This is a genomic window from Desulfoprunum sp., assembly GCF_053613775.1.
The window spans coordinates 162,501-189,418 of record NZ_JBSHXH010000009.1; the positions used below are offsets into that span (position 1 = coordinate 162,501).

Sequence of the window (26,918 nt, forward strand, 5' to 3'; positions counted from 1 at the left end):
GGAAAGAGCCCAGACCGTCAGCTAAGGTCCCGAAATCTATGCTAAGTGGGAAAGGATGTGGAATTGCGGATACAACCAGGAGGTTGGCTTAGAAGCAGCAACCCTTCAAAGATAGCGTAATAGCTCACTGGTCTAGTGATACCGCGCCTAAAATTCAACGGGGCTAAGCATAGTACCGAAGCTACGGATCGAAATTTATTTCGATGGTAGGAGAATATTGTGGCCGCCTGAGAAGGTACACCGAAAGGAGTGCTGGAGGTTCCACAAGAGCTTATGTTGACACGAGTAGCGATAAACAAGGTGAGAAACCTTGTCGCCGAAAGCCTAAGGTTTCCTGTAGTCAAGTTAATCTGCTCAGGGTTAGTCGGCCCCTAAGGCGAGGCTGAGAAGCGTAGTCGATGGGAAACAGGTTAATATTCCTGTACCGTGTGTACAATGTTATGGTAAGGGGGGACGAAGAAGGTAAGGCCATCCGGGCGTTGGTTGTCCCGGTTCAAGCGTGTAGGTGGAGGACTTTGGCAAATCCGGGTCCTTGATAACACCGAGGCGTGACGACGATGTCTTTCAGACAATAAAGTGGCTGGGTCCATGCTTCCAGGAAAAGCCTCGTATCTAGTTGTACGTGCGACCGTACCGTAAACCGACACAGGTGGGCTGGTAGAGAATACCAAGGCGCTTGAGAGAACTCTGGTTAAGGAACTCGGCAAAATAGCACCGTAACTTCGGGAGAAGGTGTGCCTGCGGGGTGTAGTTATTTACTAACGAAGCCTAAGCAGGTTGCAGTGAAATGGGGGGAGCGACTGTTTACTAAAAACACAGGACTCTGCGAAGTCGAAAGACGAAGTATAGGGTCTGACGCCTGCCCGGTGCCGGAAGGTTAAGGGGACATGTCAGCGCAAGCGAAGCATCGAACCGAAGCCCCGGTAAACGGCGGCCGTAACTATAACGGTCCTAAGGTAGCGAAATTCCTTGTCGGGTAAGTTCCGACCTGCACGAATGGCGTAACGATTTCCCCACTGTCTCAACCAGAGACTCAGCGAAACTGTAGCACCGGTGAAGATGCCGGTTACCCGCAACAAGACAGAAAGACCCCGTGAACCTTTACTATAGCTTGGCATTGGTTTTTGAGGCAACATGTGTAGGATAGGTGGGAGGCTTTGAAGTGGGCACGCCAGTGTTCATGGAGCCACCCTTGAAATACCACCCTTGTTGCCTTAGGAATCTAACTGCGGTCCGTTATCCGGATCCAGGACATTGTCTGGTGGGTAGTTTGACTGGGGCGGTCGCCTCCCAAAGAGTAACGGAGGCGCGCGATGGTTCCCTCAGGCTGATTGGAAACCAGCCGTAGAGTGTAAAGGCATAAGGGAGCTTGACTGCGAGAGAGACATCTCGAGCAGGTACGAAAGTAGGTCTTAGTGATCCGGCGATTCCGCATGGAAGGGTCGTCGCTCAACGGATAAAAGGTACTCCGGGGATAACAGGCTTATCTCCCCCAAGAGTCCATATCGACGGGGAGGTTTGGCACCTCGATGTCGGCTCATCACATCCTGGGGCTGGAGCAGGTCCCAAGGGTTTGGCTGTTCGCCAATTAAAGTGGTACGTGAGCTGGGTTTAAAACGTCGTGAGACAGTTTGGTCCTTATCTGTTGCGGGCGCAGGATATTTGAGGAGATCTTTCCCTAGTACGAGAGGACCGGGATGGACGAACCTATGGTGTACCAGTTGTTCCGCCAGGGGCATCGCTGGGTAGCTAAGTTCGGAAGGGATAACCGCTGAAAGCATCTAAGCGGGAAACCCACTCCAAGATGAGATATCCCATGGTGTAAACCATCTGAAGGCTCGTTGGAGACTACAACGTTGATAGGTCGGGTGTGGAAGTGTGGCAACACATGGAGCTTACCGATACTAATCGGCCGTGCGGCTTATCCATATTTTTCTGATTGCAACGCTACTGACTGATCTACTATTCAATTATCGATTTTATCATAGAGGACGGCTCCGTCTCCCCTGCCCCGGGCTAGCGGACGGTACCGGACTCCACCGAGATTTTCGGTGGTCATAGCGAAGAGGTTCCACCCGTTCCCATTCCGAACACGGAAGTTAAGCTCTTCAGCGCCGATGGTACTGCATGGGAGACTATGTGGGAGAGTAGGTCGCCGCCGAATCCTTGCCCCGGGGGGCCCTGACGTTGATGACGTCAGGGCCCCTTCTTTTTTCCCCCGATCCCTTCACTTCGTTCTCTCCCCCCGGTCCGCCCTCCCCCTTTTCTTCGCACCTTTTCTGGTGCTCGACACATCAATGTGCAGTATAACTTTATGGGTTCCAAGCTGATTTCAGTCATATCAACATACTCAACTTGCTCCCATTGCATCCGCTCATGAACGTTGCAGGAAAACCGTACCGTACAATCTGGCTGGATCAGGAAGACACGCGCAGAGTCAACATCATCGACCAACGCCATCTCCCCCACCGCTTCATTGTCGAATCCCTATCCGAACCGGAACAGATGGCCAGAGCGATTGCCGAGATGCATGTCCGTGGCGCCGGTCTGATCGGGGCGGCGGCCGGCTTCGGAATGTATCTTTCCAGTCTTACGGCACATCAAAGCTCGCTCGATTCTTTCTTGGGTGATATGGCCAGTTCGGCCGAAATGTTGATTTCCACCCGACCAACCGCCGTCAATCTGAGTTGGGCCGTACATCGAGTTCTCGCCGCCATTGCGGCATCCGGCACTACAGTCGAGGACAAGATCAGGATATGCCTGGATTCCGCCCGCGCCATCGCCGATGAGGATGCCGATTTCTGCCGCCGCATCGGTCACCATGGGGCTGAAATCATTGCTGAGATCAGCGAAAGGAAGGCTGGAGCAACAGTCAACATTCTCACCCATTGCAATGCCGGTTGGCTCGCCTTTGTCGACTATGGTACCGCAACCTCTCCGATCTATGCGGCTTTCGAGCAGGGAGTTGATGTTCACGTCTGGGTCGACGAGACCCGACCGCGAAACCAGGGTGCCAGCCTGACTGCCTGGGAACTCGGACAACAGGGAATCCCACACACGATTATCGTCGATAACGCCGGCGGCCATCTCATGCAGCATGGAAAGGTCGACATGGTGATTACCGGATCCGACCGCACCACCTTCACTGGAGACGTCGCCAACAAGATCGGGACCTACCTCAAGGCCCTTGCCGCAAAGGACAACGACATCCCCTTCTACGTCGCCCTTCCCTCTTCAACCTTCGACTGGACGGTACGCGATGGAGTGAAAGATATTCCCATTGAACAACGGGACGGGGATGAAGTCCGGTATATTGAAGGGTTGGCAGAGAACGAAATCATCTCGGTTCTGATTACTCCGGAGAAAAGCACAGCCGCCAATTACGCCTTTGACGTCACTCCGGCGAGACTTGTCACCGGCTTGATCACCGAGCGAGGAATCTGCCCGGCCTCCGAGGATGGCATATTGTCCCTTTTTCCGGAGCATCGCGCGACTGTGCCCCACAGTTCCAACCACTTTCGATTTTGATCTCATGACCCTTCTGCTGGAACAAGAACGCCGATTAATCTGCCGCTTCGGCAGAAAATTGATCGAAGACCGACTGATTCGGGGAACCAGCGGCAATCTGAGCCTGCTTGACCGCTTAACGGGACTGGTCGCCATCAGCCCCAGTGGACTGGACTACCTGAAGATGACCCCCGACGACATAGTCGTCGTCGACCTCGACGGTCGAGTGCAGGATGGTACGAGGAAACCCTCATCCGAGCTACCCCTTCATCGGGTTCTCTATCAGAACAGGGCCGATATCGCCGCCGTCGTCCATACCCATTCAACGTTCTCCACCGTCCTCAGCTGTCTTGGTTGGGACCTGCCGGCGGTGCATTATATGCTGACCCCGGCTGGTGAGAATGTCCGCTGCAGTCGTTATGCAACGTTCGGTAGCGCCGCCTTAGCGGAAAACGCTCTTGAGGCGATGACGGATCGACATGCCGTCCTGCTGGCCAACCATGGACTCGTCGCGGCTGGTCCGGATCTGGCCGCCGCCTACGCCACCGCCGCCGAAACCGAATTTTGTGCCGAACTCTACTGGCGCAGCCGGTGTGTCGGCCAGCCGAATATCCTCGATCATACCGAGATGGAGAAGATGGCGATCCTGTTCAAATCCTATGGCCAGAAGTAGCCTGGCGACAATCGGCATGACACCTCCTGGGGCTGAGATTCCACCGTTTCCATCCTTGTATCTTCTCCAGCATTTGACGACGACCTGCCTCCGTTGTAACCGGAACTCTCCGGAAATCCAGCATTACATTACACTCCTGAACGGGGGGCGAACCAGAGCATGAAGGCGCTTCATCAATACAGGCAGATCTTTGCCATACTGACGCCGCCCAAAAAGGCTTTGTTGCTGCTTGCAGTGCTGTTGCTGATTGAAAACGCCGTGGCCCTGGTTATCCCATGGCTTGCCGGCCAATTCACAAAGTTGCTCCTCGATCGCCCCACGGCCCCTCCACCCTTTTCCTACCAACAGATATTACTCGTCTGGTTCGTCCTGCTGACGGTCCAGGGTCTGTTCGTCTATCTCAACCGCTCTCTGGCCGGGGCAACAACCGAACGAATGCTTGCCCGCTTGCGGACACGGCTCTACGATCACCTGCAGTCGCTGCCGCTCGCTTTTTATCATGGTCGCAAGCAGGGCGAAATCCTGTCACTGCTCTCCAACGATGCCGCCATTCTCAGCAGTTTTCTCACAGTCAGCCTGGTTCCCCTGGTTCCCCATATCGTCATCGCCTTATCGAGCCTGGGCTGCATCCTTCTGATCAGCCCACAGATCGCCGCACTCGCCGGCCTGCTCATCCCGATCTTCTATCTGACAACTAAAATCCTTGGCCGGGGCATCCGACCACTCACTCGGCAATATATTACCCAGTATGCCGATACCTTTTCGATCGCCCAGGAAAATCTCACCACGCTCCCGATCATCAAATCCTTTACCCGAGAAGATGTCGAATCCCGACGGTTTCAGGACAGCAACACTGAACTGGCCCGTCTTTCAGCCAGATATCTGCAGCATCAGGCCCGACTCACTCCGCTCGTCAAACTGATTTCTATGGCGATCATCCTCTTCATCCTGTGGATCGTCAGCGACGATATCGCCTCAGGACAACTGCGTACGGGCGACATCGTCAGTCTCATACTCTACGGCATGCTGCTTACGCAACCGGTCAGCCGGCTGGCCGATATGTATGGTCAAACACAGCGGGCCTTGACTGCCGCTGAACGACTGGTCTCAGTTTTCTCTGCCGAAGCTGAACAGTATGCCGGAGGAAAACCGTTGCCGCCGGTTCGTGGAGAAATCCGCTTTGCCGGAGTCGCCTTTTCCTACCCCGGCAATACAGAGCTGTTCACACATCTCGATTTCACGATCAATGCTGGCGAAACTGTCGCGATAACCGGTGCCAACGGAGCGGGAAAAAGCACCATCGCCCATCTCCTGATGCGATTCGCCGCCCCTGACAAGGGAGCGATCTCGATCGATGGCCATGATATCGCGGATGTCCGCCTTGACAGTCTGCGTTCGCAGATTGGCCTGGTCCAGCAGCAGGTGCTGCTGGTCAACAGCAGTGTCATGGACAATATCCTTTTCGGCCGCTATCAGGCAGATGACGCTTCCGTCATTCGCGCGGCGCGGGCGTCGCATGCCCTCTCTTTCATCGAAGCGCTGCCCCACGGGTTCGATACCCTGATAGGCGACCAGGGTGTCAAATTATCGGGGGGACAGAAACAACGGCTCTCCCTCGCCCGCGCCCTCATCAAGGACCCGGCGATCCTCATCCTCGACGAGGCCACAGCCATGTTCGATCCTGAAGGTGAAGAGAGCTTCGTCAAAGACAACCGGGAACTCTTCGCCAACCGCACAGTCATCCTGATCACCCATCGTCCCGCCAGCCTTGAACTGGCCGATCGCATCCTGCACCTGGAAAATGGCCGCTTGACGCCTCTCGAACCTATCAGGTAAAGTTGTATGTTCAAAAAATAATTGATTCAATTCCATTCGCAGGGAATTTCCAAGGACGACTGAGTGCCGATGGTTCGAGCAAACCCACTTGTCGCAATTGTCCTGGCTGCCGGCAAAGGCACCCGGATGAAATCAAATCGGGCCAAAGTGCTCCATGAAGTCATGGCGGTGCCGATGCTCCACCACGTCCTCCAGGCTATCGCCCCGCTGCAGCCGGATCGGACACTGGTGATAGTCGGCCACCAGCGAGAGGCGGTCGAGGCAACATTGACCGGCTTCAAAGTCGATTGCGTTGTACAGCAACAGCAGCGGGGGACAGGAGATGCGGTTCTGGCCGCTGAACAATCGCTGGCCGGCGGGAACTGGACCGTGCTGATTCTCTGCGGCGACACCCCGCTGATCCGGCCGCGGACCCTGGTCGACATGTACAACGCCCACCAGGGCAACGGGGCCACCGTCACCCTGATGACCACGATCCTCGACGACCCGACCAACTATGGGCGGATTCTCCATGGAGCCGACGGCACGATCATCGGCATCGTCGAGGAAAAGGACGCGACGGCCGAGCAGAGGGCGATCCGGGAAATCAATGCCGGCATCTACCTCGCCGACAGTCGGTTCCTGTTCCACGCCCTGCATCGGGTCGGAACCGACAACAGCCAGGGAGAGGTATACCTTACCGATATAATCTCCCATGCTGTCGCTGACGGCCACAGTGTCCATGGATTCACCGCCCCTCACCCGGGTGATGTGCTGGGCGTCAATTCTCGGGTCGAGCTTGCCGAAGCCCATCGGGAACTACAGTCGAGACGCAATCGGGATCTCATGCTGCAGGGAGTGACGATGCTGAGCCCGGAAACGACCTTTGTCTCGTTCGAGGCCGTCATCGGCGAGGACACCGTCCTGCAGGCCGGCACGCAGATCCGTGGCGCAACCCGGATCGGCAGATACTGCCGCATCGACACAGGCGTCATTCTCGACAACTGCCTGCTGGAAGACGAGGTGCGGGTCGGCGCCTACAGTTGCCTATCCGATTGCAGACAAGCGACACGGGCCGTTATCGCCCCGCATACGACGATATCGGGACCGGAAGAACCCACACCATGCACGTGAAACCTGTCTTTGATACGACTGCAGCCCCCGACACGAGGTTCCCCTGGTGCTGATCGGAGGCACATCCCACACTACCTGATAATCGATAGCGGAGAATGAGATATGAGCAACCTGAAATCGATGTATTCAACGATACTCGGCGATCATTTCCCGATGGAGATGACCATCTCCTTCGACGGCCAGACCCTGGTCTACCGCAAGAAGACCTGGAAAATTCGGCAAGAGGATGGCTCAGTCGACGAGAGAGGGGTGCGCTATGGAGAAAACCCCGATCAGCAGGCAGCCCTGTACGAACTGGTCAACGGCAATCTGGTTCTCGGGGACTGCTCCTTCATCGAACCGGGCAACGGCCTCGTCTCGGCGATCACGGTCGAGGACATGCTCCAGGTGGGCAAGCACCCGGGCAAGATCAACCTGACCGATATCGACAACGGCCTCAACATCCTGAAGTACCTGATGGACCGGCCGGCCGCCGTCATCCTCAAACACAACAATCCCTGCGGCGCCGCCTACGGCGAAACGCTGGCCCATGCCTTCGACCGGGCCAACCGTTGCGACCGGATCGCGGCCTTCGGCGGGGCTGTGGTCATGAGCCGGGCCTGCGACAAAGACACTGCGGAACTGCTGGCTGCCAATTATCTCGAGGTGGTCTGCGCCCCGGATTTCGAGGCGGGAACCCTGGATATCCTCAAAAAAAGCAAGAACCTGCGCATCATCCGGATAGCGGCGATCGATCGCCTCGCCGCCTTTGAGCGATTCCGCTTTGTCGATTTCAAGAGCCTGATCGATGGCGGCATCATCGTCCAGCAGTCGGCGGTCAACTCCATCCGCACCCCGGCCGATCTGAAACCGGCCGTCGCCACTTGGCAGGGCCGGGAATACCGTTGCGACCGGCAGCCGACCGAGAGGGAGATCAACGATATGCTCTTCGGCTGGGCGGTGGAGCACGGAGTCACCTCCAACTCCGTCCTCTATGTCAAGGACGGTTGTACCGTCGGGATCGGCACCGGGGAGCAGGATCGAGTCGGCGTAGCCGAGATCGCCGTCCACAAGGCCTATATCAAGTATGCCGACATCCTTTGTTTCGATACCTACGGCATCCCCTATGCCGATCTGGAACTGGCCGTCAGCAGGGGGAAACGGAACAAGGCGGAGAAAGAGGCGATCGATATCCAGGTGCAGCGGGACAAGGGGGGCATCCCCGGCTCGGTGATGATCTCCGACGCCTTCTTCCCCTTCCGTGATGGCGCCGATGTCGGCATCAGGCAGGGGGTGTCGGCGATCCTGCAGGCCGGCGGCTCGATGCGGGACTTCGAGACCATCGAGGCCTGCAACGAGGCAGAGCCGCAGGTGGCGATGATGTTTACCGGCCAGAGGTCGTTCAAACACTGACATCAAATCAGCTTCGCTGAAGAGGACAGATCCCATGCTTCCGCTTCAAAGTGTAATCAAAGATGAATACACAAGAATCTTTATCCACCACTAGTATAATTGTACGTTCTGCCGGCATACTTTCAAGCAAGGTAGACAGCGAGACCATCCTCCTTGGCATGGAAAAAAGCAGGTACTATGGAATGGTATCAACCGGAAGTCGTATATGGGATTTGCTGAGTTCACCCATTTCGATCGGTCGGATCATCGACATTCTGGTGCAGGAATATGATATTGAACGAGAACAATGCATGGCTGAAGTAGTATCATTTCTGGCTGAACTCTTGTCGGAGCATCTGATCGATGTAAAATAATGAGAAGAATCATCACATTCATCAGATTACCGTTTTCAGTTCAGAAGATCTATTTCAAGGCATTGCTACTTCTTCCCATCTGCCAATGCAGTGTACAATTGATTCCTTTCAAGTATCTCTTACACATATTTAAACTTCGCCCCAGCAAAAGGGAACTGCTGAAATCTCCGACAGATTCCGAGTCGGCATATGCCCAGACAGTCGCCTGGGTCATCAGCAAATCCCCCCCGTTGCCGCAGGCCATTCAGCCTCGATGCTTCGCCCAGGCCTTGACTGCCAGGATACTGCTGCATCAAAACCACCAGGAATGTCTGCTTTCGATCGGGGCGGCAATTGAAGGAAACGGCCTGTTGGCGCATGCCTGGCTCAGAAGTGGCAGTATCATCGTCACCGGACGGAACGGTCAGGATAATTATCGTGAAATTGTGTCATACCTCTGACCCATCCTCATCAGCACCGGCCGGCCGGAAAGATCTGACCTCGTGCCACTGACAGAATGCGGCCACATTCATGCATCTGCCGATCTCCAGCGCCATCCTGTTGTCCCTTCCAGCATCCGTTGTCCCATCGTTCCGCTGAAGTTCCGCGAATTTTTTCCCCAAGAGATCTCGATCGATCAATTGCCAGACCGACGATTGTGTACTGTGGAAGATTTCCTCGAACAGGGGTCGACTTTCGACCAGGCATCGGGCAAACGGCACCCCAACATTGAAAGGGATCTTGTCCTTTCTGAGTCGGATTTCATCCGGGACAAATCCGGCAATAGACCGTCTCAGGACCGATCGCGTCATCCCTTCCTTCAAAAATTCTCGAGGATGCACCGAGAGCATGAACTCGATTATTCGTATATCCAGAAAAGGGAAAACCTGTGTAACCCCGAAGATATCGTCGAGGTATTCACTGAGATCAAAAAACGGCCGGAAATAACTCGCCGACAACCTGCTGCACAACTCCTGTCTCGGATCGAGAAAATCATCGGATATATATCCGTATTTGCTGGTGAGCAGATGAGATGCGAACGGGCTGGAGAGGATCTGTTTGTGTATGAAGCCATTTCCCAGAGATCGATCTTCGTCCAGTCCCCGTATTCTCCGGTGGAATCGGAGACAGACATCCGGCAACATCGGTCTCAAGACAAATCGCTTGAAAATCTGGACCGGAGGAAGATTATATCGTTTTGCCACCCCGCCGAGGTTTTCAAGAAAATCTCGCCAGCAAAATTGCTTCAACAATAACGGCAGACTATTCAATCCCTCGGTTGATAACGTCTCGTCCCCCCCAAAACCGGTAAAAAGAGTTGTACATCCCTCCGCCGCCCTTTGATAGAGAGGACGGCTGAGGAATATAAAAGGGTTGAGGGGAAAACAGGATTGGGAACGAAAATATTCATGCAATAGTTTCTTTCCTGTGAAAGCAACTTCCGAGACAAATTCAACGAGGATCTCTTCCCACTCTGCGACCGTGCGGATAAAATCCCGCTCGTCTCGCTCCTTGCCATTCGATCCCGCTCCGTGAACCTTCGAAAAAGCAACCAGCCTGGAGCCTGATTGCTTCAAAATAGAATTGGCGATACAACCGATTGCCGATGAATCGAGGCCGCCGCTAAGGAGGATGCCGTTTGTCTGGTTCGGCGACACCCGATCGGCGACGGCCTCGATGATGAGATCTCTCGCCGCATCACCCGATTCTCCAACAGCCCTCTTAGGCAGCGAGGCGTCGTTAACCGCCGGTTGCCAGTATCGCTGAACCTCAATCGACTCTTTCCGTAACGTCAAATAGCAACCGGGAGGGAGCGCCGAAATATCCCGATAAACCGTTTTGCCGCTATCCTGGTAGCAGTTGAGCAGATATGCGAGCAAATACTCATCGTCAATACGGACTTTATCCAACCGTGTTACATTCCGGAGCCGATTCGAAAAACCAAAATATTCTCCTTTGATGATGCGGTAGTAGAATGAATACACACCAAGGTGATCAACAACCGCGAAAAGAACCTTCTCTCTTTTATCCCATATCGCACAGGAAAAATTGCCGGCCAGACGGCGAAAAGAATCAACCCCCCATTGAACAAAGCTTTCCAGCACCAGATCGATATCGCAAAGCTGGACCGCTTTTGCCCGCTCAATCTGGAGGGCTTGACATAAAGCTTCACGATTGAACAGTTGAGCTGAACCGCAGAGGAAATACCCCTGTCGCCTGGATATGCCCGTTCTCCCCACTTTCCCAGTTTTTTCATTACAGGTTGCCGATAACGAGACCGCCAGGCAATCAACAATTTCGAAGGCATCGCCGCCCGGATATCGCGGATCGGTTAACGAAAGCCATCCGTCGACTCTCTCGGCGGAGAGGGAAAAATTATCAAACGATTTGATACCTCGGTAATTTTTCACAATGCTGCGAATAGATTGATAACACGTAGGATTTGATCAGCCTGTCGAACCATCAGGCCAGATTCCAGGATTTTTCGATCTCATCAGCGAGTAGTCGGGGGGAATGAATTCTCTTATCGAAACTCAGTCGATAGATCTCGATATCGCTGCAGATGGCGTTGCACCTGGCGAACAGAGCTTCCTGATTTCCCATCCATCGAAGATATTCAATCCAGATCAGGTTCTTGAGCAACGCCTCCACCTTCTCGACACCCTTCAGGGAGGTTACCTCGATATGGTGATGGTCATTGACGGAGAGAACAAAAACCGCCTCCAGATACACATCTCCAGTTGCGAGACGATCTTTTACCGGAACGGAAAATTTCCCCTTGCTCTCATCAATCGACTCACATTCCCGACTATCCAGGCCCAACCTGAGCATCGTGTCGGGAAGCATTTTCAGTCGCGGTACTGAAGGCAGGACCCGTATCCGGGATCCATCGATATCATCGATGGCACAGACATCGTCTGAAACAAATGAGTATCCTCTTCCCAGACAGAGTTCGGCACCGATGGTCGACTTCCCAATGCCGGATTCCCCGGCGATTGCGATGGACCGTGCATTCCGGCAGAGAACGCCTGCATGTAACAACAGGATTCCACGCTGGTGGAGAAGGGCATTGAATACCGGGCTGAGCATGTATAAACGGAGATCCGGAAATCCGACCCGGGAATGGTTCGGAAACTGGACGGTGATGAACCTCCCACCCGATACCTGAAATAACGTACCGGAATCCATCTTGAAAACAAAACAGTCGATTGCATCAAAATGCAATCCTTCCGGAACATGTTCAGCAGTATATTTATCCTTGGCCTGGCCAGGGGCAATGACGACATCCGGGTTTTCGAACTTTTTTTCCGGCAATTCGGGCAAACGGAAATACGACCGGATATTCAACCCATAACAGCTGTAACAGTAGGTATTTTTTTCGGTTGTCATTCTCGCACAGGGGAAAAAAGTCATCACGATGCGATTCAACGCTCGGCCTGGGGACGATGTATCAGATTACCAATATATCAGGTAACTTATTATTGATTTTAATCCATTCATGCACAAAACATAATACTATTATTGTATTTCATTTATGTTAAGTTGAGAAGATCCTGTCAAAATCGATCATAGCAGGAAAATATGAGGATTTTTAAATTTTCGGCATCGATATTGCTTAACATAAGCCAGCACAACACCAACTATTTTTTATCCGGAGGTCAGCATGACTGATATTCAGATATCCCAGAAAGCGACCGATTCATCCGAACTTGAATCAAGAAAACAGGTTTGGACAACACCCACTTTACGGATGTTGAACATTTCAGAGACCAACGGCGCCCCCGGCGCCCCCCAGGGTGATGGCGATGCACCGTACACCGCACGACCCAAGGTCAGCTGATTGCAGAAGGAGGAAAGAGAAATGAAGAGATCGCATATCATCATCTGTTTATTCGCAGGTGCTTGTGGATTGGCGTCGGCCGGCACTGGATGGGGAACTACCATCGATGACAACTATATAGGCGGTATTTACACACTAATAGATGAACCTCAACCTCCATATGATGACATTCCGACACTTTACTCTGAATCACGAGATATCATCAGTGGCGGCGCCCCTTATGATATCCAGAAGATGGTGGTAAACATCGGGACCACCATCACGACGATAGACGTCTACACCAATTATGTAAATAAGGTGGCTTTCGATGAGAATATCGAATACGGCGACCTGTTTCTGAGCAACAACGGTTGGAACCCGTACGGCGACACCACAGAGGATTACTATGGCAACGGTGAATTCTGGGAGTTCGCCCTGGTCCTCGCCAACCACAGCGGGACCGCCACTGAAGGGATAGCCAGCCTGTATGCCATAACCAGTACATCTGAGTATATTTTGGCGGAGAATACCGGGTCGAGTGTATACCGAGCCGGACAGGAGGTTCAGTTCAATACCTTCTACTATGATACTCAATCTGAAACTCTATTGGCAAAAACTCCATTGGCAACCGGCAGCTGGTCCGTATTCAGCGATGGCTCTGGTACCGGTCTTCATTTCACCATCGGGACAAGCCTTTTGAATCTCGGTACCGATGACCTCGGCTTGAGATGGGCGATGACCTGCGCCAACGATATCATCGAGGGGAGCACCCCAGTCCCCGAACCGGCCACCATGCTGCTCTTCGGTACCGGTCTTGGCGGATTGGCCGGCATCGGTCGAAGAAAAAGAAAATAAATGCGTAATTGCCGCAAAGCGGGTAAAAGGTTGGAGATTCGGTCTCCAACCTTTTTTTTTGCCCCTTCAACAACATCCGGATTGGAGCCGGAACCGCCAACCCAACGATCTGCCCGAGACATGAAAGCCAACAAAACCGGAATCGCCCGCATCTTCGCCGCCTTCTCCTACTCCGCCGACGGCATTGGCGCCGCCTTCAGGCATGAGGCGGCCTTCCGCCAGGAGTCGCTGCTCTATGTCCTGCTCCTGCCGCTGCTCTATTTCCTCCCCTTCACCCTGGTGTTCAAATGCCTGTTGCTGGCCGTCAACACCATGGTGCTGATCGTCGAGCTGCTCAACTCGGCCATCGAGTCGGTGGTCGATCTGGTCTCCCCGGATTACAACATCTATGCCAAGAGGGCCAAGGACATGGGCAGCGCCGCCGTCCTGTTCTCGCTCCTTCTCGCCCTGGTCCTCTGGCTGACGGCATTCGCCGACATCTTCTTCCCCTACTGAACCTCGATCCATCGCCCTTCCTGCATCGAGACGAGGCACGCCTCGCAGACCTGGACGGCGTAGAGCCCTTCTTCCCCGGTCACCGGGTTGACGCCGTTTCCCTCCAGGAAGGTCAGCCAATCCCGCAACAGGTGCAGCACGGTGGGTGTCTGAATGAACTCCCGCCTTGTCTGCACGACGTTGCCCCGGATCACCTCGACAGCGGCATGGATCTGCTCGCCATGCAGCTGACCGTCCTGGCAGATGAACTCGTAGCGGCCGGTCCTGGCCCGGCCGACCTTGCTGACATCGACCGTCCCGATCACCCCATCCTCCAGTTCGGCGACGATCAGTACCAGATCCTCGAGGACCGCCGCATGGACCAGCCGGCCGTGGGCCATGACCCGCCGGACCTTCAGGCCGGTGATCAGCCGCAGGGCATCGAACACATGGACCGCCGTGTGGAAGAGCACTCCGGACCCGGCCGTTTCCCGGTCATCATGCCAGTCCAGCGTCGACGGCTCCAGCCGCTGGTTGACCGCAAACGAATGCAGCGGCCCCAACTCCGGCAGCTGCCGCTGCAACTCCCCGATCACCGGATTATAGCGCAGGGTCTGGCCGACGGTCAGCGGGACGCCGGCCGCGGCAAGCGAAGCGACGATGGCCCGGGCCTCGACCACGTTGCGGGCCAGCGGTTTTTCGAGCAGCAGCGGCTTGCCGGCACGGGCGCAGGCGGCGGCGATGGCTGGATTCAGAGCCGGTGGAACGATCCCGACGACCGCATCGACACCGGATGAGGCGATCATCTCCCGCCAATCCGGGTAGTAGGTGGTCGACCATTGCCGTGCCTGGTTTTTTCCTTCCTCGGAACGCCGCCATATCCCGGCCAGTTCCATCCCCTCGATATCGCGAACGATATGTCCGGCATATCGGCTGCCGTGCCGCCCCGTTCCAAGTATGGCGATATTCTTCATCCATCCCTCATCCGGCGGTCTTGCTTACTTCACGCCCGCTCTTATCCCAATCCGGGGTTATGCCCGGTTACCACCGACATGCCATCGCGCCCTGCACACCTAACAGAGCATATTCCGGGCAGCCTGGCAGCCATCTCCAGGCCACCGAGGTTTTCCGTCTTTCCGTAAACACCATCTTCATTCTCATTTTTCCCTCTTGAGAACAAAGTTTACCAGGCCTTGCAGTACGGCCTTCTCCTGCGCACAGGTCTCGTCCGGAAAGATATCGAGCTGCGCCAGGGCCAATGCCCCCATCTGTTCCGCCCTGGTCCGGGTCATCGTGAATCCATCGTATTTCGCGATCAGCCCGCAGACCTCTTCCAGTCCCTGCCGCCGCCCGGTTTCATCGCCGACGATTGCCTGCAGGCGATCGCGATCCTGCCTGTCAGCGTGCTGCACCGTAAGGATCAGCGGCAGAGTCATTTTTCCCTCGGCAAGATCGTTCCCCACTTTTTTGCCGGTCTTTCCCCGGTCTCCCTGGTAATCCAGCAGGTCATCGATCATCTGGAAGGCGCAGCCGAGATAGATGCCGTAATCCCGCAGGGCCGCCCGCTCTTTGTTGCCCGCCTCAGCCCATAAGGCACCCACTTCACAGGCTGCTGAAATGAGGATGCCGGTTTTTCCCAGGATAGCCTGCTGGTAGTCCTCTTCCGAAAGATTGAAGCAGGCGGCATTGCGCATCTGCAGAAACTCACCGTCAACCATCTTCCCGGCTGCCCCGGAAAAGACGTTCAGGGACTCGGTTCCCGCCAGGGAGCCGATGATGGCCATCGATCTGGCATGGAGAAAGTCGCCGGTGAGGATGGCCGCGACCGTACCGAATCGGATATGTACCGCCGGCTTTCCCCTCCGGGTATCGGCATCGTCGATCACATCGTCATGCATCAAGGTCGCCGCATGCAGGTATTCGAAGGCCCGGGCCAGCCGGTAGATCTCGGGACCGCATCGGCCGCAGATACGCGCCGCAAGCACCACGAGCAAGGGGCGAATCCGTTTGCCGCCATTGAACAGACAGTACTGGAGAATCTCGAGCAGAAGACCGTCAACCTCCGGCGCCAACCGTTCCAGATCGTCCCGCATGGCCACATCCACCAGCCGTGATTCGCTGCGGATCGTTTCCATCACCATTTCAGTCGCCGACATCGTCATATCACTCCAATTGCAGCATTGATCATACAACCCGGCCTTCAGTACCGAAAAACCTCGACAACTCCTGCAGGGTCCGTACTACCGGGGAAGGCGGGAGACTTTTGAGAAATATTCGACCATATCCTTTGGAGAAGAGACGAACATCGAGGATAGCGATCACTCCCCGGTCGGTTGCCGATCGCATTAACCGGCCCGCCCCCTGCCGCAGGCTGAGGATGGCCCGAGGCACCTGAAGATCAAAGAATGGGTTGCCGCCATTATCACTGATAGTCCGTATCCTGGCCTGAAGAACCGGATCGGATGGAACCTCGAACGGCAGTTTGTCGATGATCACGCAGCTCAATGACTCACCGGCGACATCGACTCCCTCCCAGAAGCTGGCGACAGCCAGGAGGACCGAATCGGTCGTATTGCGAAAGGTGTCGAGCAGATTCTGCCTGGAAGCCCTGCCCTGTACAAGTACAGGATAGCTCAGACGGCCGTCAAGGAAATCCGCCACCAAGTCCATCGCCTTCAAACTGGTGAAGAGGACCAGAGCCCTGCCGCGACTGATCCGGAGGATATCGAGTACTCGTTCGCAGGTCCTTTCCTGATATTCGCGGAAGGTCGGTTCAGGAAAGCTCGTTTCAGGAATGTAGAGCAGGGTTCGTTCCCGATAATCGAAAGGAGAATTGAATCGTAAAAATTCAGCCTGGTCATCGAGCCCGAGCCGGTCTTTGACATAAGCAAACGATCCTCCGGAAGAAAGGGTGGCGGAGGTCATGACGCAGAATCGGACCGCCCCATACAGATGGTCGCGAAGATGGCCGGCGATTTCGACAGGGGTTGCCGAAAGGCTGATCGTCCGCTCCCGGCGTTCATACCAATGCACATACCTGACCGACCCTGTCTCTGCCGGCAGGGCGATCTGCTGCAGGTTCTCCTTCAGTTCCGAAACCCGTTTGTCGAAACTGCCCCAACCCTCGCCGCGGCCGTCATGGGCTGCGACCAGCGCCTGCAGGCGCTCGAGGGCCAGCGACAACTGATCAATCTCGCTTCGCCAGGCGGCATCCGAGATCCGCTCAACCAGGGCGTCGAGATGAAACCGGCCCCGATCTTCGGGGAAAAGACGGAGGAAATGATCCAACCGCTGAGACAGGCCCTGCACCATTCCACGCAGGACATCGACCGCAGCCGGGTCAAGATCCAGTTCGGCCTGTCGCTCGAGGTCGGCAAACAGGTCGAGGAGTTGATACTGACTGAAAGTCCGTCCGAAAAACTGTGTTGCCACATTTTCGATATGGTGGGCCTCATCGAAGATCACCCCTTCATAGCGTGGCAGTACCTCGCCGAATCCGGAACTGCGCAGGGCCAGATCGGAGAAAAACAGATGATGGTTGACGATGAGCAAACGAACCGATCCCGCTTTTCTCCGCAACCGGTTGATGAAACAAAATGCCGATTCCGGGCAATCCCCCCCCAGGCACTGACTCGACTGGGCCGAGATCTTCGGCCACAACGCCGACCGGTCGGGAAGCCAGGCCAGCTCGGACCGGTCACCGGTCGTGGTGTCCTCCAGCCATTTCTCGATCCTGTCTCCATCCGGATCGTCAAGCAGCGACATCTGCATTGCAGCTCGATACTGGAACCAGCGATAATGACAGAGGTAATTCTGCCGGCCCTTGACGCACAGGACCGGGACCTGCTGGTCCAGCACCTTTTCTATCAGCGGTATCTCCTTGTTGAGGATCTGATCCTGAAGATTCAAGGTTGCAGTCGAGATAACAATCTTCCTGCTGGACAGGATCGCAGGAATCAGGTAGGCCAGGGTCTTGCCGATCCCGGTTTCGGCCTCGACAACCAGCACCCTGGCCGGATGAAGAGAAATATCCTCCTGGTCGCCTTGGAGCAGGTCGGCCACCGCCTCGGCCATGGAAAGTTGGCCTGAACGGGCCTCGAAATGTGCCAACTGACTCGCCAGCACACCATTCTCTGCGAATATGTCCCTCATTCATCGCCTCTGTCAACGCCAATCAAAAAAACAACGGCTATCCACCCCTTCCGGATTCCGAATAAATCCTTTAGAGTACCGCGGGTCTCACGGGTTTCATTTTTTCTTTTCATTTTCAGATAGACCTGTCATAAAAGAGATATGTGACCTCTGTTTGAACGGATATTTTTGAAAAATTGCCCGGCAGGAACTCGAACCGGTCCCTGAATCCACGGCATTGAATTCGGCACCCACACCCATCCATGGTTGAGCTGCTTTCACACCAAGACACACGCACCTCATTACCGACTGCCGCCCTCCTCGATCCCGACGAGTGTGTCGTCATTGTCGATGATTCGCCGGAAATTATCCTCCTCCTCAACCATTACCTCACAAAACAGGGTCTCACCGTGTATCAGGCCAGTTCAGCACATGAACTGTATACCCATCTCGAGCACAAAAAGGTAGCTCTGGTTCTCCTTGATATCGGCCTCCCCGATAGTGACGGCAATGTGATTCTCGACGATCTCGTCGCCAATCATCACGACCTGGGTATAATCATGGTAACAGGGTCTTTCGATCTGCAGACAGCGCTGGACTGCCTTCGACGCGGAGCCGACGACTATCTGACCAAACCCGTGACCATGGACCAAATCAACTATACCGTCAACAACACGCTGAAAAAAAGACGATTGGCCATCGATAACCGGATTTTCCAGCGGGAACTCGAAGCGACCAATTTCAGAATGCAATTCCTCCACCAACTCAACCAGAAGATGAACTCGGCCTACCTCGGAACGGTCGAACTCACCGGAATCCTCCAGGCCATCCTGGTCGGCATCACTTCCGAGGAAGGACTTCAGTTCAACCGCGCCTTCCTCGCTCTGTTCAATGAAAGCGGCGATCTCCTCCAGGGACGCATCGCCATCGGTCCTTCCAATCGTGAAGACGCAGACAGGGTATGGACCTCGATCAGGGAACATGACCTGCATCTACCCGACATCATAGCTCATTTGCGAAGTGAATATCAAGAAAGGGATATCGAAGTCAACCGAATCGTACATTCATTACAGATACCATCCTCCGAGCATGAACACGTTCTGATCAAGGCCGCCAGGTTGCGCAAGAGCATTCTCGTCACCGCCGCGAAGGCTGAAGAAGCACAAGTCCCCGAGGAGCTCTTGGACCTTCTCCAGGAAAACACCTTTGTCATAATACCCCTGTATTCTCCCAGCCGCTCACTCGGCGTCATCATCGTCGATAATTTCATTACCGGTAAACCCATTACCAGCGATGATATCAGTTCACTCGAAATATTCGCGAGCCAAGCAAGCTTGGCTATCGAACACAGTCACCTCTACAAGGACATGCTCCAGAAGATCGACGAACTGGAACTCGTCAGCCAGGAACTCGAACACAGCAAGGATCTTCTGGTCGAGGCGGAAAAATATTCGGCAATCGGCCATATGTCGGCGCAACTCGCCCATGCCATTCGTAATCCAATCACATCAATCGGTGGTACTGCCCGTCTTCTTGCCAGAAAGAGTGAAGATCCCTACACGATTAACTTTCTCAATATCATAACTAAAGAAGCCTCGAAGATTGAGACCATACTTGAAGATCTATTGAGTTTCGCCCAGGACCAAAAGCTTGAGCTTGCCAGTCAACCGATCAACCCGTTGATCCGTCGTTGTCTCATGGCCTTCTACCTGATGATGAGAAAGGCCAACATCACCTTCGAACTCGATCTCCCCGACCAGAACATCGCCGTTCAAATCGACGCCACCCGCATCAAACTGGCCCTGCTGCACCTTATCCGCAATGCCATCGAGGCCATGCCTGAAGGTGGAACCCTGACGGTCAAGGCCGTGGAAGAAGGTGAATTTTGCCGGATCACAATCACCGATACCGGCCTCGGCATCTCAGAGGCAGCACTCCAGCATGCGACCGATCCATTTTATACCACCAAGGTATACGGAACCGGAATGGGGTTGACGCTCGTCCAACGAATCCTGACCATGCACAGGGGCAGCCTTCAACTGAGGCCGAACACTGACGGAGGGATGATCGCGGTTGTTACCCTTCCTTTAATTTCGTCAACCATTCCTTAAGCTGGAAAGGAAGCAACCGGCAGCTGACAGTGACGCTGCCAGGTAGAATGTCCATTGAAGAGCGACCAGGAAATGCGGGATGTACTCTGCCTGGAAGGCATGCAGATCACCTCCGCCGCTGTATCGCGCAAAAACCAGCGAAAATACGGTCCCTGACAATCCCACCCCGACCAGCATACCGAGGTTTCTGGCGGTGGCGAGAATCCCCGAGGCAATGCCGGTATATCGCTCCTCGACCTTGGAGAGAATCGAAGCGCTGTTCGGAGATAAAAAGATTGCCTGCCCTGCTCCAAGAAATGACAATTTAACGAGAATTTCGATGATCGGTGTTTGTGTATCGAATCGTGTCATTGAGAATATTGCCAGGCTGCATACGGCCAATCCTGATGTTGTCAGTATCCTCGCCCCGATGTGATCATAGAGCCACCCCGCCAGAGGTGAAACGATGACAAGGCTGGATGGCAGGGCAAGCATGACGAGGCCTATACGATTCGCCGGCAGTTGAAGGATGGTATCGAGATAAAAGGGTATGATGAGAATGACGATGAACAGCACGGTAAACGACAGAGCCGCTGTAATCGAGGCAGTTGAAAAGTACCTTCGCCGAAAAAGGATACAGGGCATCAGCGGGTCTTGAACGCGTCGTTCCACCAGGACAAATGCGATCGAGACGAGCAGAAGGCAGATAATCATGAGTGCGATTATCCGGATCGACATGATCTCATAAAAGCTGATCAAATTGACAAACAGCAGAATCGACACCGCCCACAGAAAAAATCCTTTCCAATCGTAACTGCGGTTGAGCCTTGCAACCAGCGACTCCTGATTGAGCCGTAATTGAAATCTGCCGACAACGAACATCGACAGGCTCAGCGGCAATGTCACCAGGAATATTCCTCTCCACGAAAAATATTGAATCAGCAAGCCGCTTACCACTGGTCCGCTCATCAGTCCACACGACGTGGCAAGACCGACGAGTCCCAGGCCACGGCCAAGTTGATCGGGCGGGAATACCATCTTGATGATTGCCGGTCCCGACGACATCATCATCGCCGCCCCGGCGCCCTGAATACTGCGCATGGCCACCAGTTGGGCGAGGGAACCGGCACATGAACAACCGAGAGCGGCACCGGCAAAGACCAGGATGCCGACAAGAAAGGTTTTTCCTCTGCCGTAGATATCAGCGAGATGTCCCCATACGACGAGGGTGATGGTGATAGTCGAAAGATAGACGAGAACGACCAGTTGCGTGGCCGGAAGCGAGGTCGAGAAAGAACGCATGATGCTGGGCAGGGCGACATTGATCATGCTGCTGTCCATCGTCGACATCAGGACGCCGGCAGCCACCATGAAAAAATACGGCCATCGCCTGGGATTCACCGTTGCCATCACTCCCTGCCAGTCAGACAATAAAAAAGCGGACCCCGCAAGGAGGTCCGCTTCGGACGTTCTACTTCAGGCTCTTGAAATCGTTATTAGAAACCGATAACGAGGATCAGACCTGCACCGATGGCCGGCTCTTCAAAACCGTCAACGTCAAGATAACCGGCTTCAGCCGACAGGGTAGCACCGTCGGTTACCGCATAGGCAGCGCGACCGGAAAGCTCAAAGGCGGAATCGGCTTCAGAAAAGCTGTCATTAGCATCGATATCGAGATACGAGGCAACACCGGTCAGGGTCAACTGCTCGGTAACCTTCATGCTCGGCGACAGGAGAACGAAGTTGGTGTCACCAAACGCACCGACACCGTATGCGGTGGCGATGCTGCTGTCATCACTCAGCATGATGAACTGTTGAAAATCGCCGTCAACGACGAAACCGTTCTGGGTCGTACCAACGCCGCCCAGCAGGTTGACGGCGCCGACCGGGACAACGGCCTGGAGATAACCGCCGTAAGGATCGTCACCATTTGAAAAAAGCAATGGATCGACGTCAGCTTCCTGCCAATGGGCATCGGCGAGGACGGCGACGTTGCCGATCGTGCCGGTGACCTCGGCGAGAGCAGCAACGCCGTCACGGTCGCTGGCATCCTTACCCTGGTCGTCATTCATCATCATGACGGCACCGACCACACCCCAGCCGCCATCGAACTTCTGATTGACATAGACACCGTAACGATCCATGTCATCGTCGTCCACGAGATCCATCGTTCCGATCTGTTTACCATTACGATACACTGGATCGGTGGCCGAGTTGTCAAACTCGTCCATCTTCTGATAGAAGGCCATGACGGTGGTCATGTCGTTGACATACTTGACGTTGAGGCCATCAACGCGCTGGTCCCACTGGGACCACTTAGTGAGGTTCCAGGGCAGGAGACCGGCCTCGACGGCGAGCGGTCCCATCGGGGTGCCGACATAGGCCCAGTCGGTGTAGATATTGGAACCTTCGCCCAGGGCGCGGGTCTTCTGGGTCCCATCCCACGAGGAATCGGCAAAGCGGACCCGGGCGTTGGCGTAGGCGCCGCCCTTGGACTCGCCCTGGAAGATCACGCGGACACGGGACTGCCACTGACTTTTATCATCGTCCAATTTGTTACCGGCAGCATCAGTCAGTTCGCCAAAATAATAATTATCCCGGTACAGACCACGGGCACGAGCGTCGCCCTTGAAACTCATACCGGCCTCTGCCGAGGCGTTTGAAACCATGGCACCTACCAGCATCAGGCCGGCTGCGGCAACAATCAATTTCTTCATCTCATTTTCTCCTTAATCTCTTGTATTTCCCCCATTGATTTGGGGCTGACGAAAAATCCTTCTCATTCGAACCGGCACAACAGCCACGTTTTGCGCCAACAGAAAGAGAAAAAAGCTTCATCTCTTTGTATACTTGATCCCTCTCCATGTCAAGTATTTTTTACCACAAGTTTAAAAATTTATACCCATCCCGGGTCACTTTTTCGGCAGTTCGATTTCATACACCAAGATCTTGCTCTCTCGTGCGGCAAGGAATCCAAGGAATGTGCTGTCCGGCACTTGGCCGACAAACAGTTGCGCATTCGCCTCGGTTACGGTCCTCGCTCCGACATCTTTGGCGAGGATAAAACTGTAATCACTGATATATCCCGGGATGGTATTGGTAGTCCAGATCTCGCTCAGAGCCGAGTCGCGCCAGCCGAGGCAGGCGATGCTCCCCCCGTCGTATTCCCGGAAATTGCGAAAAAATAATGGCGTCATTCTCTTGTTCCTGCCGATGATTATCTCCTGCTGGCCATCGCCGTCGATATCTCCGGCCACCGGCCTTGTCGGGATGAAGGCGAGATCCCTGTCATCAGCGGATACCGATGCGACGCTGTTTGCGCCGCCTCGCTCTCCTTCGGCTCTCGACGGACCGAAATAATTCCTGCTGCCGCCATAATTACCTTCACTGACCCAGGTCAGGTTGCCCTGGTCATCGTAGACCAACAGCTTCTCATTCCGATCGATCGCCACAATTTCGCTGGTCCGGTCGCCATCGATATCGGCCCAGACGAAATCGAACAGGTTAACCCGATCGGGAACAGGCAATTTGGCGCCACGATGAATTTTGCCGTCCGCTTTTTTCTCGAGTCTGTAAATGCCCGTCCCAACAAAACCCCGTGCCGGATCGTTGCTCGACATCTGCCCCGCCAGGATCAAACCTTCTCCAGGCAGATCAAGCGGCCTGAGGAACCAGGCGATATTATCCTGCTGTACTGTCAAACCGTCGGCAGCCGACCATCGCAGAATCATCGAGGCGACCCTGAATTGCTCGTTCGCACTGATATAAATCTCAGCCTTTCCATCCCGATCGAGATCTGCGGTATTGACAGCATGTATTTTGAAGGTGGGCTTGAAGGTATGACTCCCAATCTTCTGGAATTTCCCCCCGCTGTATCTGAATACCTGCAATTCGGTACTGGAAACAAAGACAATTTCGGCTTCACCATCACCATCTAGATCACCGGTATCCATGGCCACAATGACCACTGGAATAGTGGAACTCCTCTTCACCCCTTTCGCCGTAACCTTGACACCGCTCCCCTCGCTGCTGACGATCGCTCCCCCGCCATACAATCCTTTCTTGTATTGTTTCTCCGGATGCTCGGTCTGGAATCCAGCCATCCCCTCAACTTCCGCATCCACCGTCTTTATAGTTTCGGGGTGTCGCCTATTGATCACTTTGTCGACAATATTGTCGGCAAGCGATCCGATTGCCGAGATGATATGATCTTCACCTTCAGCCACAGCCGTGAAACTCTGAGGTTCTGCCGTCGACTCGGCCGAAGTGACTACCACCTGGACCTTCAAGCGGGAATCGGTAGCATACACGGCTCCGGACACGAGAAAATCTGTCTGCAGCCTGGTAAACACAGCGGCGGCCTTCTGCTTATCGACCCCGGCCGCCTCCAGTTGCTTCAGATCCATTTCATGAACGGATGAATCAACCAACTTCACCCCGCTCTTGGCTGCCAATCGGCTTGCCAGCATGGAATGAACGCCATCGGCCAGGTATGCATATTTTCCAGCGGAACTGCTGTCGAAGGGAAGAAATAGAAACCGGGAAATTCCGACCCGTTCTTCACCAAGAGCCGCCGAACCACCGCCAATAAGGATCAGCACACAAACCACAATTCCCAACAATCTATTCAGCATACAAATCACCTGTTTTCGTTGTTCATTCGTCGCTAACCTCGCCTCACACCTTTTGTTATGTGACAGGCTACCTATATCGCACTTTCCAGTCTCCCGCAACAGGTCATCAACTCGGCAAATCCTACAGATCATCCACATCCAGCTGTTATTGGCCATTTTTCGAAACAACCCTCAGCAAACGAAGCCAGCCATAATTTAACCTTGACTTTCATCGCTAAACAACGCATATTCAGAGTATAATAATTTGTACCATGCGGTCCCATGAGCGGACTATGTTGACCTGCTAAATATGAAGAAGATGAAATTTTCGTTCCAGGTGCTCTGCACTCTTGCCTTTCTGATGTTGGTAGCGCCATATCTACAGGCGGAAGAGTCGCCCACCCACAGTTTGTATAAGGTTACAACCTACAACCTTGGGTCGGCGGCCGACTTTCAGGATTTTTCGCCTATAAATTCAACCAGATATCGACCACTTCTTATATCCAGTACCAAGGATGATGTTCTCGGCGCCGACCAGTTCAGAGATGTGACTCTTGGGACATCCGACGAAAGGGGCTCAGCCAATGGCTTTGCAATCGCCGCCGAATTCTCGCCTCTGTCAAAACTTGCCATCCAGGGTGTCGTGGGTGTCACGAAAAACAGCTGGGAGACGAGTACCTCGGATAACAAATCCAGTTGGGAAGCAAATCTCGGCGTGATCTACAGGATGTTCGGCAATCTGCAATATGAAATGCATTTCGGTTATATGGATACCGGTGATATTTTCAAGGAACGGAACGCCTATACCGATGTTGAAAGCATCATCATGATCAGCAATCAACTGACAATGAGTTTCTGAGCAGGCCGCAGCCACGACTGTCATTACGAGCCTCTCCCTGAAAAGAGCGGCTTTTTATTGTCAATGCCCATATTCATAACGGATCCCACTTCCACCAGCTGAGAGCCGATTCATATCCGCCGCATTATTGCAGAAGTTTCAGCCGTTTTCCTATCGCCTGGAGATCCACCCAGGCCGCCTTTTTCATTTCCGGATTCCTCAACAGAAACGATGGGTGATAGGTTGCTATCACCGGAATTTGCCGTCCTTCCCCAATGACAAGTGAGTGAAGACGTCCCCTCAGTTGCGAAAGCGGCAATGAACCTCCCACAAGGGCCCTTGCTGCGACCAGTCCCATCGCACAGATACATTCAGGTTCCAGCAACTCGATCTGTCGCTGAAGATACGACAGACAGGTTCGTATGTGGTCGGCTGCGGGTTGGTACGTTTCTGGAACCACACATTTTATAACATTGGAGATATAGACGTTCTCCATCGAAAGGTGAATTGCCTGGAGCATCCGGGCAACCATTCGATCTTCTTCAATGCCGAACAGTACTGAATCCGGGAGATTGGTATCGATTCCGCATCTGAGCCAGTCACCGACAATCATCAAGCGCAGCCCGGACCTGCCACCCTCCCCGGCCCGAACAGCCAGGCGCTGGTGACTCAGGTTGCATGCCCGGCATACCGCGACTTCATCAACGAGAGCGGAAAGGACTGCATCGACATCCATCAAGCCCTCGTTCATCTCTCCCGAAGCCGAAGGCCGGGAGGACGATTCCCCTGGAACATCTGCCCCGCCATCGAATGGAGGCAGTTGCGATTTCTGTCTTTTCACCGATCGTAGAAATCGTTCTGTCGTTTCATCGCCGGGATAATAGAGTATCCCGGAACTGCGATGATACTGCAGAAGTGTAATCAATTCTTGCAAGTATCCGGATTCGCGCATTTATCTCTCCGCTACCGTCAACTCATCCATTCCTCTGGAGCACTGCCCGGAAGACCTGAAGACAAGACACACGAAAATGACCTGCTGCAGCCCGGCAGGCCGAAATGGTGCGGTTCTGGTTATGAATGAATTACAGAACATTTTCTCGATTTGGTTTTGAAAAAATGAGAGACCAATGACCGGGCCATATGGTACGATAAACACTGGTTATACAATCTATTCTATAATTGTTTTGCTTGATATATCCGACAATCCGGCTACATATCTGTCTGCAATCACATTACGTAAGGAC

The 26,918-nt window shown here is 54.1% G+C and carries 21 protein-coding genes and 2 rRNA genes (1 of these 23 only partly in view); 14 read left to right on the top strand and 9 right to left on the bottom strand.

What is annotated here, in order from left to right:
- From ACWGKN_RS18730 to ACWGKN_RS18770, 9 genes are all read left to right on the top strand, one after another.
- Positions 1 to 1,929: ribosomal RNA gene (locus ACWGKN_RS18730) — 23S ribosomal RNA — on the top strand; it begins 1,014 nt to the left of the window's first position.
- Positions 1,930 to 2,047: 118 nt separating this feature from the next.
- Positions 2,048 to 2,164 (top strand): 5S ribosomal RNA (gene rrf / locus ACWGKN_RS18735).
- Positions 2,165 to 2,376: 212 nt separating this feature from the next.
- Positions 2,377 to 3,528: an S-methyl-5-thioribose-1-phosphate isomerase gene (mtnA, locus tag ACWGKN_RS18740; protein ID WP_052160342.1), complete on the top strand. Its 1,152-nt coding sequence runs from the start codon at positions 2,377 to 2,379 to the stop codon at positions 3,526 to 3,528.
- Positions 3,529 to 3,532: 4 nt separating this feature from the next.
- A complete protein-coding gene (locus ACWGKN_RS18745) occupies positions 3,533 to 4,180 on the top strand; it encodes an L-fuculose-phosphate aldolase (protein ID WP_035233889.1) in 648 nt (215 codons plus the stop codon).
- 159 nt (positions 4,181 to 4,339) lie between these two features.
- Entirely contained in the window at positions 4,340 to 6,016 is a 1,677-nt protein-coding gene (locus ACWGKN_RS18750) for an ABC transporter ATP-binding protein (RefSeq protein ID WP_452095778.1), read from the top strand.
- Positions 6,017 to 6,085: 69 nt separating this feature from the next.
- Entirely contained in the window at positions 6,086 to 7,129 is a 1,044-nt protein-coding gene (locus ACWGKN_RS18755) for a bifunctional UDP-N-acetylglucosamine diphosphorylase/glucosamine-1-phosphate N-acetyltransferase GlmU (RefSeq protein ID WP_452095779.1), read from the top strand.
- A gap of 102 nt (positions 7,130 to 7,231) precedes the next feature.
- A complete protein-coding gene (locus tag ACWGKN_RS18760; RefSeq protein ID WP_452095780.1) occupies positions 7,232 to 8,521 on the top strand; it encodes an IMP cyclohydrolase in 1,290 nt (429 codons plus the stop codon).
- Between the two features lie 62 nt (positions 8,522 to 8,583).
- The gene (locus ACWGKN_RS18765) at positions 8,584 to 8,874 is read left to right on the top strand and encodes a lasso peptide biosynthesis PqqD family chaperone (protein ID WP_424254217.1); all 291 of its coding nucleotides are present in this window, start codon (positions 8,584 to 8,586) and stop codon (positions 8,872 to 8,874) included.
- On the top strand, positions 8,874 to 9,314 hold the full coding sequence (locus tag ACWGKN_RS18770; protein ID WP_424254215.1) for a lasso peptide biosynthesis B2 protein: 441 nt from the start codon (positions 8,874 to 8,876) through the stop codon (positions 9,312 to 9,314). Before ACWGKN_RS18765 ends, ACWGKN_RS18770 begins: the two co-directional genes overlap by 1 nt.
- Here the strand turns inward: ACWGKN_RS18770 and ACWGKN_RS18775 are convergent.
- Complete coding sequence (locus ACWGKN_RS18775; RefSeq protein WP_452095781.1) at positions 9,303 to 11,264, bottom strand: asparagine synthase-related protein; 1,962 nt, start codon at positions 11,262 to 11,264, stop codon at positions 9,303 to 9,305. The genes ACWGKN_RS18770 and ACWGKN_RS18775 overlap by 12 nt on opposite strands.
- 52 nt (positions 11,265 to 11,316) lie before the next feature.
- A complete protein-coding gene (locus tag ACWGKN_RS18780; protein WP_452095782.1) occupies positions 11,317 to 11,586 on the bottom strand; it encodes a hypothetical protein in 270 nt (89 codons plus the stop codon).
- Between the two features lie 931 nt (positions 11,587 to 12,517).
- Here ACWGKN_RS18780 and ACWGKN_RS18785 point away from each other — a divergent pair.
- From ACWGKN_RS18785 to ACWGKN_RS18795, 3 genes are all read left to right on the top strand, one after another.
- The gene (locus tag ACWGKN_RS18785; protein WP_424254209.1) at positions 12,518 to 12,694 is read left to right on the top strand and encodes a hypothetical protein; all 177 of its coding nucleotides are present in this window, start codon (positions 12,518 to 12,520) and stop codon (positions 12,692 to 12,694) included.
- 21 nt (positions 12,695 to 12,715) lie between these two features.
- Positions 12,716 to 13,528 (top strand): PEP-CTERM sorting domain-containing protein, encoded by an 813-nt coding sequence (locus ACWGKN_RS18790; protein ID WP_452095783.1) that lies wholly within the window; start codon positions 12,716 to 12,718, stop codon positions 13,526 to 13,528.
- Positions 13,529 to 13,648: 120 nt separating this feature from the next.
- Entirely contained in the window at positions 13,649 to 14,023 is a 375-nt protein-coding gene (locus ACWGKN_RS18795; protein ID WP_452095784.1) for a diacylglycerol kinase, read from the top strand.
- Here the strand turns inward: ACWGKN_RS18795 and ACWGKN_RS18800 are convergent.
- The 3 genes from ACWGKN_RS18800 to ACWGKN_RS18810 all read right to left on the bottom strand — a co-directional run bounded on the left by ACWGKN_RS18800 (position 14,017) and on the right by ACWGKN_RS18810 (position 18,154).
- Positions 14,017 to 14,976 carry a Gfo/Idh/MocA family protein gene (locus tag ACWGKN_RS18800; protein WP_452095785.1) on the bottom strand — a complete coding sequence of 320 codons (960 nt, stop codon included), beginning with the start codon at positions 14,974 to 14,976 and terminating at the stop codon, positions 14,017 to 14,019. The genes ACWGKN_RS18795 and ACWGKN_RS18800 overlap by 7 nt on opposite strands.
- A 183-nt stretch (positions 14,977 to 15,159) precedes the next feature.
- Positions 15,160 to 16,158, bottom strand: a complete 999-nt coding sequence (locus ACWGKN_RS18805) for a polyprenyl synthetase family protein (protein ID WP_424254201.1) — start codon at positions 16,156 to 16,158, stop codon at positions 15,160 to 15,162.
- Between the two features lie 28 nt (positions 16,159 to 16,186).
- The gene (locus ACWGKN_RS18810; RefSeq protein ID WP_424254199.1) at positions 16,187 to 18,154 is read right to left on the bottom strand and encodes an ATP-dependent DNA helicase; all 1,968 of its coding nucleotides are present in this window, start codon (positions 18,152 to 18,154) and stop codon (positions 16,187 to 16,189) included.
- A 242-nt stretch (positions 18,155 to 18,396) separates the two neighbouring features.
- On the opposite strand from ACWGKN_RS18810, the gene ACWGKN_RS18815 reads away from it, so the two are divergent.
- Positions 18,397 to 20,244 (top strand): response regulator, encoded by a 1,848-nt coding sequence (locus tag ACWGKN_RS18815; protein WP_452095786.1) that lies wholly within the window; start codon positions 18,397 to 18,399, stop codon positions 20,242 to 20,244.
- Here ACWGKN_RS18815 and ACWGKN_RS18820 read toward each other — a convergent pair.
- The 3 genes from ACWGKN_RS18820 to ACWGKN_RS18830 all read right to left on the bottom strand — a co-directional run bounded on the left by ACWGKN_RS18820 (position 20,230) and on the right by ACWGKN_RS18830 (position 24,857).
- Positions 20,230 to 21,633: an MFS transporter gene (locus ACWGKN_RS18820; RefSeq protein WP_452095787.1), complete on the bottom strand. Its 1,404-nt coding sequence runs from the start codon at positions 21,631 to 21,633 to the stop codon at positions 20,230 to 20,232. The genes ACWGKN_RS18815 and ACWGKN_RS18820 overlap by 15 nt on opposite strands.
- Before the next feature lie 86 nt (positions 21,634 to 21,719).
- Complete coding sequence (locus tag ACWGKN_RS18825) at positions 21,720 to 22,940, bottom strand: hypothetical protein (RefSeq protein WP_035227162.1); 1,221 nt, start codon at positions 22,938 to 22,940, stop codon at positions 21,720 to 21,722.
- A gap of 195 nt (positions 22,941 to 23,135) precedes the next feature.
- Positions 23,136 to 24,857, bottom strand: a complete 1,722-nt coding sequence (locus ACWGKN_RS18830; protein WP_452095788.1) for an FG-GAP-like repeat-containing protein — start codon at positions 24,855 to 24,857, stop codon at positions 23,136 to 23,138.
- A 289-nt stretch (positions 24,858 to 25,146) separates the two neighbouring features.
- On the opposite strand from ACWGKN_RS18830, the gene ACWGKN_RS18835 reads away from it, so the two are divergent.
- A complete protein-coding gene (locus ACWGKN_RS18835; protein WP_035227158.1) occupies positions 25,147 to 25,695 on the top strand; it encodes a hypothetical protein in 549 nt (182 codons plus the stop codon).
- 124 nt (positions 25,696 to 25,819) lie between these two features.
- Here the strand turns inward: ACWGKN_RS18835 and ACWGKN_RS18840 are convergent, their stop codons facing one another.
- Positions 25,820 to 26,626, bottom strand: a complete 807-nt coding sequence (locus ACWGKN_RS18840) for a uracil-DNA glycosylase (RefSeq protein ID WP_452095789.1) — start codon at positions 26,624 to 26,626, stop codon at positions 25,820 to 25,822.
- Positions 26,627 to 26,918: the final 292 nt, after the last annotated feature.